The organism is Halobacillus sp. B23F22_1 (genome assembly GCF_043497005.1).
In the GTDB taxonomy this organism is placed as follows: Bacteria; Bacillota; Bacilli; order Bacillales; family Halobacillaceae; genus Halobacillus_A.
Genome location: NZ_JBIEKE010000002.1, coordinates 1,269,101 through 1,283,173, shown reverse-complemented (window position 1 = coordinate 1,283,173; position 14,073 = coordinate 1,269,101). Strand labels below are relative to the sequence as shown.

14 protein-coding genes are annotated in these 14,073 nt (G+C 41.1%); 10 read left to right on the top strand and 4 right to left on the bottom strand.

Annotated elements, in window-relative coordinates:
* Positions 1-93: 93 nt before the first annotated feature.
* Positions 94-531, bottom strand: coding sequence for a ferritin-like domain-containing protein (locus tag ACGTNH_RS14350; RefSeq protein WP_394587561.1), 438 nt, complete (start codon positions 529-531; stop codon positions 94-96).
* Positions 532-689: 158 nt separating this feature from the next.
* On the opposite strand from ACGTNH_RS14350, the gene ACGTNH_RS14345 reads away from it, so the two are divergent.
* Both ACGTNH_RS14345 and ACGTNH_RS14340 read left to right on the top strand, forming a co-directional pair.
* Positions 690-1,115, top strand: a complete 426-nt coding sequence (locus tag ACGTNH_RS14345; protein ID WP_394587560.1) for a disulfide oxidoreductase — start codon at positions 690-692, stop codon at positions 1,113-1,115.
* A complete protein-coding gene (locus ACGTNH_RS14340; protein ID WP_394587559.1) occupies positions 1,115-1,588 on the top strand; it encodes a thioredoxin family protein in 474 nt (157 codons plus the stop codon). Before ACGTNH_RS14345 ends, ACGTNH_RS14340 begins: the two co-directional genes overlap by 1 nt.
* Before the next feature lie 38 nt (positions 1,589-1,626).
* Here the strand turns inward: ACGTNH_RS14340 and ACGTNH_RS14335 are convergent, their stop codons facing one another.
* Positions 1,627-2,124, bottom strand: a complete 498-nt coding sequence (locus ACGTNH_RS14335; protein WP_394587558.1) for an antibiotic biosynthesis monooxygenase family protein — start codon at positions 2,122-2,124, stop codon at positions 1,627-1,629.
* A 97-nt stretch (positions 2,125-2,221) separates the two neighbouring features.
* On the opposite strand from ACGTNH_RS14335, the gene ACGTNH_RS14330 reads away from it, so the two are divergent.
* The 5 genes from ACGTNH_RS14330 (at position 2,222) to ACGTNH_RS14310 (ending at position 9,100) form a co-directional block, all read left to right on the top strand.
* Positions 2,222-4,387: a transglycosylase domain-containing protein gene (locus ACGTNH_RS14330; protein WP_394587557.1), complete on the top strand. Its 2,166-nt coding sequence runs from the start codon at positions 2,222-2,224 to the stop codon at positions 4,385-4,387.
* A 117-nt stretch (positions 4,388-4,504) separates the two neighbouring features.
* Positions 4,505-5,542 carry a uroporphyrinogen decarboxylase gene (hemE, locus tag ACGTNH_RS14325; protein WP_394587556.1) on the top strand — a complete coding sequence of 346 codons (1,038 nt, stop codon included), beginning with the start codon at positions 4,505-4,507 and terminating at the stop codon, positions 5,540-5,542.
* Positions 5,543-5,555: 13 nt separating this feature from the next.
* Positions 5,556-6,491: a ferrochelatase gene (hemH, locus tag ACGTNH_RS14320; protein ID WP_394587555.1), complete on the top strand. Its 936-nt coding sequence runs from the start codon at positions 5,556-5,558 to the stop codon at positions 6,489-6,491.
* 2 nt (positions 6,492-6,493) lie between these two features.
* The gene (hemY, locus tag ACGTNH_RS14315; protein WP_394587554.1) at positions 6,494-7,891 is read left to right on the top strand and encodes a protoporphyrinogen oxidase; all 1,398 of its coding nucleotides are present in this window, start codon (positions 6,494-6,496) and stop codon (positions 7,889-7,891) included.
* A 186-nt stretch (positions 7,892-8,077) separates the two neighbouring features.
* Positions 8,078-9,100 (top strand): LacI family DNA-binding transcriptional regulator, encoded by a 1,023-nt coding sequence (locus tag ACGTNH_RS14310; RefSeq protein WP_394587553.1) that lies wholly within the window; start codon positions 8,078-8,080, stop codon positions 9,098-9,100.
* Between the two features lie 95 nt (positions 9,101-9,195).
* On the opposite strand, the gene yhfH is transcribed toward ACGTNH_RS14310, so the two are convergent.
* A complete protein-coding gene (gene yhfH / locus ACGTNH_RS14305; protein ID WP_101843432.1) occupies positions 9,196-9,324 on the bottom strand; it encodes a protein YhfH in 129 nt (42 codons plus the stop codon).
* Positions 9,325-9,443: 119 nt separating this feature from the next.
* Between yhfH and ACGTNH_RS14300 the strand changes: the two genes are divergently transcribed.
* The 3 genes from ACGTNH_RS14300 to ACGTNH_RS14290 all read left to right on the top strand — a co-directional run bounded on the left by ACGTNH_RS14300 (position 9,444) and on the right by ACGTNH_RS14290 (position 13,127).
* Positions 9,444-10,184 (top strand): MBL fold metallo-hydrolase, encoded by a 741-nt coding sequence (locus ACGTNH_RS14300; RefSeq protein WP_394587552.1) that lies wholly within the window; start codon positions 9,444-9,446, stop codon positions 10,182-10,184.
* Between the two features lie 65 nt (positions 10,185-10,249).
* The gene (gene lplA / locus ACGTNH_RS14295; RefSeq protein ID WP_394587551.1) at positions 10,250-11,248 is read left to right on the top strand and encodes a lipoate--protein ligase; all 999 of its coding nucleotides are present in this window, start codon (positions 10,250-10,252) and stop codon (positions 11,246-11,248) included.
* Positions 11,249-11,594: 346 nt separating this feature from the next.
* Positions 11,595-13,127: a fatty acid--CoA ligase family protein gene (locus tag ACGTNH_RS14290; protein WP_394587550.1), complete on the top strand. Its 1,533-nt coding sequence runs from the start codon at positions 11,595-11,597 to the stop codon at positions 13,125-13,127.
* A gap of 310 nt (positions 13,128-13,437) precedes the next feature.
* Here the strand turns inward: ACGTNH_RS14290 and ACGTNH_RS14285 are convergent, their stop codons facing one another.
* On the bottom strand, positions 13,438-13,893 hold the full coding sequence (locus ACGTNH_RS14285) for a DUF3939 domain-containing protein (protein ID WP_394587549.1): 456 nt from the start codon (positions 13,891-13,893) through the stop codon (positions 13,438-13,440).
* Positions 13,894-14,073 lie beyond the last annotated feature (180 nt).

The window sequence follows — 14,073 nt, the reverse complement described above, 5'->3', positions numbered from 1 at the left end:
AGTTAAAGCAAGGGAAAATACTTAAGGTGAGCGCAGCTCATCATGAAAAAAAGCCTGTCGAATGAGTCGACAGGCTTTTTTTGGTAATAATCTTTATTCGTGAAGTCTGGAATCCTGAAGCAATCGATCGATTTCTTCCATATGACCCGTTTCATCAGAAATAAGGTCATCAAGCTTCACGGACAATTCAGTTAAGTTAAGTTCTTCAGCTTGCTGTTTACGCTCTTCATATCTTTCAATTGTTGCACGTTCTGCTTCTCGCGCTTCTCTGAGCATAGATTTTACTTCAGTATGCTGCTTCACCTCAGCAGGAGTAGTCGTTGGTGTGCCTCCTAAAATGCTGATTTTCTCAGCAAGGTATAAAGCATGACCTTGTTCATCCGCTACTTCACTTTCGAAGAACGGCTTGAGCACAGATCGGTATAAACCGGATACGACGGCAGCATTGTAAGTATACATAATGGTCGCCGCGTATTCATTCGCTAGGTCTTCGTTGAGTCCATCGATTAATTGTTGCATTTTTTCGTCCATTTCATGATCATCCTTTCTGAAAAATCTTGGCACATTTCAAATATTCCCTGTTCTTTCTGGTTTAAACGTAAAATCAACCAGATTGTATTTCCTATTTTGATTTCAAAAGAATACCTAGTATAATAACAGTGGGAGAGAGGAAGAAAGGAATTTAGAAAATGAAAAAGAGAAGCGAAACCTTACTATTTATAGCATGGGCTGCCTCATTAGCTGCAACGCTGGGGAGTTTGTTTTTTTCAGAGATACTTAACTATACACCTTGTGAATTATGCTGGTATCAGCGGATTCTTATGTATCCTTTGGTTGTTATCTACGGCGCATCGTTAATTCGGAGAAATACAGAAGCGGCGGCAGCAGGGTTAGCGTTAAGCGGAATAGGGACATGTGTTTCCATTTATCATTATATGATTCAAAAAGTTCCTGCTTTTCAATCTGCTGGTGATTCGTGCGGAGTAGTGCCTTGTAACGCGGAGTATATTAACTGGCTTGGTTTTATGACCATTCCATTTCTAGCAGGAACAGCATTTATTATTATTTTTGTTAGTCACGTACTAACGATTCGGGTGCAAAGGAGAAACAGGTAATGAAAAAGAATATGATTATTTTTGCGACAGTGTTAGTGGCTCTGGTCGTCATCTTAGCTTTTGTAGTCAACTATCAAAATTCTCAAAAATCAGCAGATAATCCTTACGAAAAAGATAACCTTGAGCAGGGAACAATTGATCAACTCGATGATCCTAACTACCAGAATCAGATCTTACCAGATGAACTGGAAGAAGAAATTGAATCAGGGGAACCTGTAACAGTTTACTTTTATAGTCCTGACTGTGTTCATTGTCAAAATACGACCCCTGAACTTGTACCGCTTGCTCAAGATATGAACGTCGATATGAAGAAAATGAACCTGTTGGAATTTGAAAGCGAATGGAATAAATATGGAATTGAAGCGACACCAACTCTCGTTCACTATGAAAACGGGGAAGAGCAGGATCGTATTATGGGAGAGAATCCAACTGAGCAGTTCGAAAGTTTTTTTGAAGAAAATACAGGTGAATAAAAAAGTGAGCGGTAAATGCCGCTCACTTTTGCTATGTGTTAATCGGGCTGGATCATTTGATATTTTGTAATATATGGTTTGCCATCAATAAATGAAGGCTTTTCTTTATTATTAGGACCAGAGTTGTCGTGTGCTTTTTCAAAAGCCTGAGAATTCTTCCAATCTTCGAAACTCTGTTCATTGCGCCACTGAGTAAATACAACGTAGGTATTTCCTTTTACAGGTCTTAGAATACGAATGGCCTGAAAGCCATCCATGTTTTCCACACTGCCGGCGCGCTTCTTAAATCGGTCTTCAAATACAGGGCGACCCTCGTCAGAGACAGGGATGTTATTCATGACGACAAATCCCGCCGGCTGAACATTACCTACAGATTCAACGATTTCATAATCTCTGCCTTCAGCAAAAAAAGAAGATTGTTCTCCTTCATAGAAAGCCACGGTTTTGTCTTGATCTTGCATTAACAAAAGTTCAGGGTGTTCCTGTTGTAGCTTTGCTAAATAGTTTAAGGTACCATTTGTCATAGATACGGTCATAAGTTTGTCTCCTTTCCTACATCACGCTTTAAGTGTAGCAAGTTAGACAAAACTTCTGCAAGCTTTAACACATGGAAGAAGAAAGGATGCACGAGGCTTGAAAACAAAATTAAAAATACCTCCAATGCCGCGTTGGATAAGGCGGGTGAAGTGGCCGGCTGTCATTGTTACAGCTCTTGTGTTCTTAGCCATCATTGGATTTTTAATCATACTTTTTGGGGGAAGGTTTGTTGTCTCAGAAAAAGACTTAGCCTTAAATACGGCCTCTACGGTTGAGACGAAAGAAGGGGAAGTATTAGAAAGGATTTATACAGAAAACCGGACTTTGGTTGATATAGATGATATTCCTGCTCATGTTCAAGAAGCTTTTATTGCGATAGAAGATGGCAGGTTCTATGAACATTCAGGAGTGGATTTTAAAGCGATTTTACGTGCGGTTTATCGAGATATCATTGCTATGGATAAGGTAGAGGGCGGCAGTACGATCACTCAGCAGCTCGCTAAAAATCTTTTTTTAACGAACGAAAAATCGTGGATGCGTAAAACGAAAGAAGTCATGGCAGCCATACATTTGGAGCGAAAGTATACAAAGGATGAGATTTTGGAGCTTTATTTAAATACGATTTATTTTGGCGGAGGGTCCTATGGAGTAGAGGAAGCGTCCAAAACATATTTCAATACATCGATAAAAGATTTAACTGTTGCTCAGGGTGCCCTGTTAGCGGGACTTCCTAAAGCTCCTAACTCATATTCGCCTTTTGATCATCCAGAGCATGCATTAAACAGGCGGAATACTGTGCTGGCGCGAATGGAAGCACTGGATATGATTGCGGCTGAAGAAATGGTTAGTCTTCAAGGAGCTACATTAGGTGAGGAAAGAAAAGACGAGAAAGAAGAAACATGGAGCAACAGCTATGTAGATGCGGCGATACGCGAAGCTGAGAGGATTTACCACATTTCTCGAGACGAACTAAAACGAGGCGGTTATAAAATTGTCGTCGAAATGGACCCAGACATACAGCGAATCGCTGCCGATCAAATGAAAAATGGAGAATTTGCCCCTGGATCTCAAGGTGAGGTCGAAGGAGCTTTTACTTTAATGAATCAAAAGACCGGAGCAGTAGCTGCTTTGGTGGGAGGTCGCGATTTTAAGCATGGAGAACGTAACCGTGCATTAACGCGTAAACAGCCTGGTTCAGTTATTAAACCTTTGTCCGTTTATGGACCGGCACTTATGCACAAAAAGTATATTCCTTATTCATTATTAGAAGACAAAGAGAGAAGTTATGGAGATTACACGCCAAGAAACTATGATGGAGAATATGATGGCTTTACTTCTATTTATCAAGCGATCATCGAATCTAAGAATGCTCCTGCCGTTTGGCTGCTAGACCAAATGGGAATTGATTATGCGAAGAAATATTTAGATGACCTTGGATTGCCAACAGAAGATGAGGGACTATCCCTTGCGTTAGGTGGTTTATCAGAAGGATACACCCCTTTGCAATTAACTGAGGCATACCGCAGTTTTGCTAACGAAGGAAAAGTGACAAACGGTTTTACGATACAACAGATTATTGATCGAAACGGTGAAGTCATCCACCAGCATGAACAAAAGGAGAAACAAGTATTTAATGAACAAACAGCATGGGATATGACCCAGATGTTAGAAAAGACAGTGGAAATCGGTACCGCACAGGCAGGAAGCTTTTCTAAAGCTCTCGCAGGAAAAACAGGCACACAGCAGCATCCTTCCGTAGAGGGTGAAAATAAAGATGCTTGGTTTGTAGGCTACACGCCAGATTACGTGGGGTCACTATGGATGGGCTATGATCAATCCGGAGACGATTATTATCTAACGGGTGGCAGTGAATACCCTACAGCTCTAATGAAGTCTATTTTGTCAGAGGTCGATAATCAAAAAGATATGACAGCTTCATTTAAACGCCCTGAAGGTGCTGAAAACCTCCCTGAACCGATCTCACTGCCTGAAATCACGGATGCTAAAGGGTCTGTAAGCTTTGGTGGGTTCAGGATTGTCTCAGGTACAATTGAATGGACACCTGGTGAAGATGATCGCATCATTTATCGAATTTATGAGAAAACTGGAGAAGATATGAAGTTAGTCGGGGATGTGAAGGGAGAAGGAGAGTACCGTGTAAGTACCTTCAGCCTGCTGAACCCTCGCAAGTATGTGGTAGTTCCATATGATCCTCTGACTGGACTCGAGGGTGAACCTTCCAATGAAGTTACAGTTAATTAACACCTGTGAAAAAATGCACAATCCAGTGACGAAAAGATCGTTTTTCTATACACCTGGTTAAAAAATCAGTATAGTTGTAATCGGATAAACGTTGAACGTGAAAAAGGAGTTTTAGGGATGACCAAACCATTTAATGACACAATCTTAAAAGCATTTCGCGGGGAGCAGACAGATCATACACCTGTATGGTTCATGCGCCAGGCAGGCAGGTCGCAGCCGGAATATAATAAATTAAAAGAAAAATACTCACTTTTTGAAATTACACACCAACCGGAATTAGGGGCTTACGTCACCCGGCTTCCCGTTGAGCAATACGATGTGGATGCAGCGATTCTTTATAAAGACATTATGACGCCATTACCTGCCATTGGAGTCGATGTGGAAATTAAGAAAGGGATCGGTCCGGTTATTGACAATCCGATTCGCAGTAAAGCGGATATCGAGAAGCTGGGAACAATTGATCCGGAAACGGACGTATCTTATGTAATGGATACGATTCGTTTATTGACTCAAGAACAGTTGAATGTTCCGCTTATCGGATTTTCTGGCGCGCCATTTACGCTGGCGAGCTACATGATTGAGGGCGGCCCCTCCAAAAATTATAATAAGACAAAAGCTCTCATGTACAGCGAGCCGAAGACGTGGTTTGCGTTGATGGACAAACTGGCGGAGACGACGATCACTTACGCTCGTTCTCAAGTTGCTGCTGGAGCAAGCGCTATACAAATCTTTGATTCATGGGTAGGCGCATTAAATGTAGAGGATTACCGAACTTTTATTAAACCGGTAATGAAGCGGATATTTACAGAATTAAAATCAACAGACGTTCCATTAATCATGTTTGGAGTGGGAGCAAGGCATTTAGTGCTTGAATGGAATGACCTTCCTGTTGATGTTGTAGGTTTGGATTGGCGCCTTTCCATTAAAGAAGCAAGAGACATGGGAATCACGAAGCCGCTGCAAGGAAACCTTGATCCTTCCATTTTACTGTCTGACTGGGATGTCATTGAAGAGCGCGCAAAAGCGATTATAGATCAAGGAAAGCAGTATCCCAGCCACATTTTTAACTTAGGACACGGGGTTACGCCGGACATTAAACCAGAAACCTTAAAGCGACTAACCCAGCTCATTCACGACTATTCAAAAAAGAATTAAGAGGTGAATTATAATGGAAAAGAAACAAGTAGGTCTGCTCGTTATGGCGTATGGGACGCCTTATGAAGAAGAAGATTTAGAACGTTATTATACACATATTCGCAAAGGCCGAAAGCCGTCTGATGAAATGCTGCAAGACCTCCGTGACCGTTACAATGCGATTGGGGGCATATCACCATTGGCCCGTATTACAGAGGACCAGGCGACAGCTCTGCAAGATACGTTAAATGAAGAACAAAATGAATTGGAATTTAAAATGTACTTAGGTTTAAAGCATATTGAACCTTTCGTTGAGGATGCTGTTCAGAAGATGGCTGAAGATGGCATTGAAGAAGCGGTATCTATCGTATTGGCCCCTCATTATTCCACATACAGTGTGAAATCTTACAATGGTCGTGCGCAGGAAGAAGCTGAAAAACACGGCATTACAATACGTTCAGTAGAAAGCTGGTACGACGCTCCTGGTTTCATTGATTACTGGAGTGAACACATTTTATCAGAATATGAAAAAATGCCTGAGGAAGAGCGCGCGAAAGCATGCTTAGTCGTTTCAGCTCACAGCTTGCCTGAGAAAATTTTAGAAGGCGGCGACCCTTATCCTGATCAGTTAAAAAGAACAGCTGAATTAATCTCTGAAGAAACGGGCATCACACAATATGAGATTGGCTGGCAAAGTGAAGGAAATACGCCTGACCCGTGGCTTGGACCAGATGTTCAAGATTTAACGAGAGATCTTTTTCATGAAAAAGGCTATCGTTCCTTTGTATACGCACCTGTAGGGTTTGTTTCTGACCACCTTGAAGTTCTGTATGATAATGATTATGAGTGCAAAATAGTGTGTCATGAAGTAGGGGCAGACTATTACCGTCCGGAAATGCCGAATACCCACCCTAAGTTTATTCGGACACTAGCTGGTGTTGTACTAGCTAAAATTGAAGAGCAGGGTTAAGTATGGAACATAAAAAAGTAGTAATAGCTGGCGGCGGGATCTCCGGATTAACCGCTGCTTACTATTTACAAAAAGAAATTCGTGAAAAGCAGCTCCCGATTGATGTTCAATTATATGAAGCCAGCAATCATTTAGGTGGGAAGATTGATACGATAAAGTGTGACGGTTTTACAATTGAAAGAGGTCCGGATTCTTTCTTAGAGCGTAAGAAAAGCGCCACAAGGCTGGCTCGTGAAGTGGGGCTTGAAGATAAACTTGTTCCGAATGGAACAGGGCAGGCTTATATTCTTGTCAAAGACAAGCTGCATAAGATGCCGAGCGGATCATTTATGGGCATCCCTACAAGAATACGCCCTTTTTTATTTTCAAGTTTGTTCACACCTGCTGGAAAAGCAAGAGCGGCATTGGATCTCATAAAGTCAAAGCAGCCGGCCGAAGGGGATCAGTCATTAGGACTGTTCTTTAGACGCAGACTCGGGAATCAAGTGGTAGACAATTTAATTGAACCTTTATTATCGGGAATTTATGCTGGTGATATAGATGATTTAAGTCTTCAAGCTACGTTCCCTCACTTTTATCAATTAGAGCAGGAACATGGCAGTTTAATTAAAGGATTGAGAAAAACCGTTCCGAAGCCGCCAAAAAATAAACCGAAGCCCAGCATGTTCCGTACGTTTGAAGATGGTCTTCATTCGCTGGTCGATGCTATTGAAGGGCAGTTGAAGCCGGAGTCCGTTCATAAAAATACAGGAATTGATCACATCGAGAAAAAAGCAGAGGGTTACCACGTTCTATTAAGTAATGGAAGCGTGGAAAAAGCCGACGCTGTAATCGCTGCTGTCCCTTATTTCGCAGTACAGCGCATGCTTTCCCAATACGACTTCATGGATACCCTAAAAGAGTTGAAAGCGACTTCTGTTGCAAATGTTGCTATGACCTTTGATGCCTCGGCGATCAAGAAAGACATTGACGGTACGGGATTTGTTGTCTCTCGTAATAGTCGTTTCCGAATTACTGCATGCACGTGGACGCACAAAAAGTGGCCTCACTCTACACCCGAAGGCAAAGTGATGCTCCGCTGCTACGTTGGAAAACCGAATGATCAAGAAGTGGTTGATTTACCAGATGAAGAAATAACGGAGATTGCCCTCCGCGATCTCAATCAAATAATGAAAATTAGTGAACAGCCTGAATTTTCAATTGTTACAAGATGGTATGACTCCATGCCGCAATATTCAGTAGGGCATAAGGAGCGCATCCAACAAGTCACAGAGCAATTGAATAAGCAATTGCCAGGTGTTTACCTAGCAGGTGCTTCTTATGAAGGCATAGGACTCCCTGACTGTATTGACCAGGGAGAAGCAGCCGTCGAACAAGTCCTCCAGCACCTCAACCTCTAACTGCTGCCGAATAGGCAGCAGTTTTTTTTCTTTTTTTCTTTTTTTCTGGGTACCAGGTACACAGTATTTCATTTTGCGTACCTGGTACCCTGCAACGATAAATTTTCTCTTGCATATTTAGGTGGTTGTTAGTATGATTTGTTATGAAAACGATTTCAAAATGTGGCTGAATCAGGGGGAGTTAAAATGGCTACTATTGAGGATGTGGCCCGCCTGGCAGGATTGTCGCGGACTACAGTATCTCGGGTGATTAACGATCAACCCTATGTCACGGAAGAGAAAAAAGAAAAGATAATGGAAGCAATGCATCAGCTTGGGTATGTACCGAATTCATCGGCTCGCCGGCTGCGCAGTCAACGTACAGAAACCATTGCTGTATTGCTGCCCCGTGTTACCAATCCGTTTTTTGGTCATTTAATTGAAGCGATGGAGCGGGAAGCGTCAGAATTCGGCTATCAAGTTATTGTCTGCCAGACACATGATAAGAAACAGAAGGAATTGGATTACTTACAATTGTTAAAAACAAAGCAAGTTGACGGAGTTATTATGGCTTCGTTATCGAATGAGTGGAAAACGATTGAACCATATCTCGAATCAGGTCCTATTGTCCTTTGTAATGAGTACATGGAGACAGATCAAGTGTCGATGGTACATATTGATCATCGTCAGGCCGCCTACGACGCAACGGTCCATTTAATAGAGCAAGGGTGCATAACGATTGCTTACGCTACTGGAAGTCAGGAGACGCATATTACGAACGAGCGTAAGTTAGGTTTTCAGCAGGCGTTAGCTGATTTTAATTTATTTTTTGAAGAAAATCTGGAAATCAGAGATGCACTGGACGTGAAAGATGGACAAAAAGTGTTCTCCTATCTCCAACAGCAAAATAAAAAAGTAGACGGGATATTTACAGGATCGGATGAAGTAGCTGCGGGCATTGTTTATGCAGCTTCGCAGTCAGGCTATAGTATCCCGGATGATTTATCAGTGGTTGGATTTGATAACCAAATGATCTCTCTTTTAATGGTGCCATCTATTACGACTGTGCAGCAGCCTGTCGGAGAGATGGCGACGAAAACCATCCAAGTACTCGTTAATAAAATGAAAAGCAGTCATCAACAGCAGGAGCAGCGGTTTGTGTATCCTTATGAACTGCTTAAAAGAAAATCAACGGCACGAATTGCTTTAAAAGAATCCGCCTCTTCGTAGAAAGAGGTGGATTTTTTATGCAAAAAAAAGAGCCGCTCATTAGCCGCTCATTAAAATTACATGTTCGAAAACATTAGAGGTGTGGAATACTATGATTAACGGGCAGGATGACTGCACTCGTCACAGACATTGCCGTAACAGTCCGCCTGCTCTTGAATCGCATGGCCACATTTTGTGCACTGCTTTTTAGGTAGGTTGCGGAAAAACTCAATGACATTCATCATTTGAAATCGCCTCCAATAAGTTGTTGTAAAGTCATTGTATTATAACAATATTCAGAATTCAACCATCTGTTATAAAACAATTGAAAAATAGGATAAAAGTCTGATAAGGAGTGATAGTTGTGAAAGTAACTACGATAGGCTATTGGGGCGGCTACCCAGCTGTAAACAGCGCCACTTCATGCTACTTATTTGAAGAAGAGGATTACAAATTATTAATTGATTGCGGAAGTGGTGCATTGGCCCAGCTGCAGAAAAAATTAGAAGTAACCGATTTGGATGCTGTCGTGTTATCCCATTATCATCAGGATCACATCGCGGACATTGGTGTTCTACAATATGCGTGGCTCGTGCAAAATACGATTCAGGAAACGAGCGATGTGCTCCCGATTTTTGGCCATGAGCAAGATGAAAAGGGTTTACAATCATTAACCCATCAGTATACAGAAGGTGTTGCTTATGATCCGCATCAACCCTTAGAGCTTGGCCCGTTTACTATTGAATTTTTACAAACCAAGCATCCTGTTCCTTGTTATGCGATGAAAATCTGTAGTAATACAGATCAAGTCGTTTATACAGCAGATACTAGCTATTTTGAGGAGTTAGCTCCATTTGCAGAAGGATCTGACTTACTTATAACAGATACGAACTTTTATAAAGGGATGGATGGAAGCGGACCTGGGCATATGACGAGCGAAGAAGCAGGCAGAGTTGCAAATCTTGCGGGCGTTGAAACGTTATGGCTCAGTCATCTGCCTCACTTTGGAGAAACGAATATACTGAAACAAGAAGCAGCTGACGTGTTTAAAGGTCATATCAAATTGGCTGAAAATGAATTAACGTGGAATTCCGGTGCTCAATAAATTGTGAAATATCGTCGAATTTTATACAATGGAAAGTAGAGTGAAACGCGGGAAAGGATGAGACGATGTTATTTATAGATCATGAGGGAGTAAATGATCCACGCATTAATTTGGCAATTGAAGAGTATGCGTTAAAGAACTTAAATATTAACGAGACTTACTTATTATTTTATATTAACGAACCATCCATCATTATTGGTAAGAACCAAAACACTGTAGAAGAAATCAATACAAATTACGTAGAAGAAAACGGAATTCACGTGGTACGCCGCTTATCTGGCGGTGGAGCCGTTTATCACGATCTGGGCAACCTTAACTTCAGCTTTATTACGAAGGATGACGGGGATAGTTTTCATGATTTTGCTAAGTTTACAGAACCTGTTACTCAGGCGCTTAACAAGTTAGGCGTTCAAGCGGAATTATCCGGCCGTAATGACATTGTGGTTGATGGCAGAAAGATTTCCGGAAATGCTCAGTTTTCAACGCGCGGGCGTATGTTTAGTCACGGAACGTTAATGCTCGACTCTGAAATTGAGAATGTTGTTTCTGCATTGAATGTAAAGACGGAGAAAATTAAGTCCAAAGGAATCAAATCCATTCGCAGCCGAGTAGCAAACATTTCGGAGTACTTGGACGAATCGATTACAATGGATGAGTTTAAGCAGCTAATTCTGCGTTATATCTTTAATGTGGAAGATGTAAAAGATGTTCCGCAGTATCATTTAAAAGAGGAAGACTGGAAAGAAATCTATAAAATTGCCGATGATCGTTATCGCAACTGGGATTGGAACTATGGGAAATCACCTAAGTTCAACATTCAGCATACGAAACGGATTGAGGGAGCCGGAAGCTATGACATCCGTCTGGATATCGCAAAAGGGTACATTCGAAATGTTAAAATTTATGGCGACTTCTTCGGTGTAGGAGATATTTCTGAAGTTGAAGAGCAGCTCATCGATGTGAAATATGAGCGCGCCGCTATTGATGAGGCGCTTGAGAATGTAGAGATTCCTCACTTTTTAGGTAAAATTACAAAAGAAGATTTCCTTAATATGATTTATTAAACCTGGAGGCCGCGAGATAAGTAAAACATTCTCTTCAAAAATTAAACTGTAAGTACGCAGATTCAAAATACGGAGAGTCCTGGGGAAGTGTTTTGATAGAGCGATGATGAAGATTCTTTTTTGAATATAAATAATCCGAATTGATTCCAAGAGAATCGTTCGGATTATTTTATGCTTCATTTAGTGTTGTCCCAAGCTTTTTAGTTCGTGGTAGAGTTTAGGATCAGGTCTTTAAGAAATACCAAAGTTGCACATCAATTGACAGTATTTTATAATAAAAATGAATATTTTTTAAATATAAAATGAATGACTATTCATTCATTACAGCATGGAAGGGGAGGAATGTATGAATTTAAGCGCTCAATTGATGCGCACCGCTGATCGTGATCCGTCAAAGGAAGCTTACATATTTCAAGGTGAAAGTGTAAGTTATCTAGAGTTTAATGCCTCTGTTACTAAATTTGCCTCAAAACTTCACGAATTAGGATATGGAAAAGGGGACCATATTGGATTAGTGAGTGGAAACAGCCCATTATTTATGATTGCACTATATGGTTCATTGCGAGCGGGGGCTACGGTTATTCCAATTAATCCCACGTATACGGTGGACGAGATGAGTTACATCTTAAGCAACGGCGATGTTAAGGGAATTGTTACGATGGATGTATTAATGGATAAGTTTGAACACATGGATGCTCACTTAGCCGTTCAAGACTATTTTGTAGCTGATACTGGAGCAGAGTCCAGAGAATCTTCGTTAAAAGGAAAAATGAAATCGTTTACAAAGTACGTATCTGAGGGAGACGTGGATTTTATTGCTCCTGATCTGGAAGAGGAAGATGTCGCTGTTATTTTGTATACATCAGGGACAACTGGAAAACCAAAAGGGGCCATGCTCACCCACAAAAATTTGTATTCAAACGCTGTAGATGTCGCTGAATATTTGCAAATTTCATCCAGTGATCGAGTTATAGCTACTTTACCGATGTTTCACGTATTCTGTCTTACTGTAGCTTTGAACGCCCCGATTATGAATGGAGGCACTGTTTTAATTATCCCTAAGTTTTCGCCGCCTGAAGTGTTTGAAGCTGCGAAGAAATATAAAGCTACTGTGTTTGCTGGTGTACCGACGATGTATAATTACTTGCTGCAGACAGGAAAAGATCAAGTCCATACGTTTGAAAATATGAGGATTTCTATTTCAGGAGGTTCCTCTCTCCCTGTATCCTTATTAAATGATTTTGAAAAACACTTTAAGGTAAGGGTGTCAGAAGGGTATGGCTTGTCAGAAGCTTCACCTGTGACGACATTCAATCCGTTAGACCGTCCCCGAAAGCCGGGATCAATCGGAACAAATATAAAAAATGTAGAAAATAAAGTGGTCGATGAACTTGGCGGAGAAGTACCTGATGGAGAAGTAGGGGAACTCATAGTTCGAGGTCCTAATGTCATGAAAGGCTACTACAAACTTCCGGAGGAAACGGCGGTGACGATTCGTGATGGATGGCTTTATACAGGAGATATGGCCCGCCGGGATGATGAAGGTTATTTTTATATTGTAGACCGTAAGAAAGACATGATCTTAGTGGGGGGATATAATGTCTACCCTAGAGAAGTCGAAGAAGTATTATACAGCCACCCTGATATTACGGAAGTCGCTGTGGTAGGAGCACCTGACCCTCAAAGCGGGGAAGCGGTGATCAGCTTTGTAGTATCTTCCAACCCTTCTCTTGAGGAACAAGAGTTAAAAGAATTTTGTCAGGGCTCATTAACGAAGTACAAGCAGCCGAATCGAATTCATTTTATGGAAGAGTTACCGAAAAACACAACAGGTAAAATTTTACGAAAGAGTTTACGAGAAAAGCTTTCACAACGGTGATTGCGGGGGGCACGCAGCGAAAAGGATGACATTAGTTGGCAATAGCGCAACGCTTTGCGGAACACCGCAAAATTTTTTCGGTGAATCAGAAGGAGAGATATATTACAATAAGAAATAGATAAGCGATCATGCTTATTTATTACACACTACTTATGATTCGGTTTCATAAGTGGGTCAGTAATGTACGTTACTGATGAGTGGTGTTGATGAAAAGGCGCAAGCTTTTTCTCACATTAATTCCCTCACTCAAAAGTTAACCAGTCGTCTCATTGGCCAATGCTCTACCCGGAGCATTGGCACTTTTTTGTTCTTATTTGGGCTTTTGATACGTGATCATAAATTCTTCATTGGTTAAATAGAATTCCCTTTCAGGTCGGTGAGTCAGTAAATGCAGCCGGTCTAATTTATGGTAGCTGATTCGTTTATATGGATCGAGATCAATAACAGGAGCTTCCCCAGTTTGTTGAATATACAAATCCACAGCTTGCTGCACCATGTCCATTTCTTTAGCGAGTTCATAATTTTCTTCTTCAAACAATTCATAGGTTTCTTTAGACATGTAGTACGTTTTTTGAGGAATGCCGGCGATATAAGGGGATAGCAAATCATAGTCTATCGTTAAGTCTTGATTGATAATGACGCTTAAAGGGACTTCATTCGGCTTTCGCTCTGCGTATTTATGCACAGCTTTTCGAACGTCGTGAATAGATAAGTCCATTACTTCTAGCGGAGTTTTTTCTTCGGTTGCTTTCTTCTTTTTCCACATGCAGATTTCCTCCTTTTCTAATAACGGAAAATTCTTACTTTTTCTTATAATTATAACAGAGAAGGATTATTTTTTGAGAATTTTTAGACTTTTTTATCGAACTTTGGTAAATTAATAGAGATAAGGTAGTCAGCACCACGTTGGAAGGCTGTCGATCTTAAAAAAAGAAGGGTGTTGTGA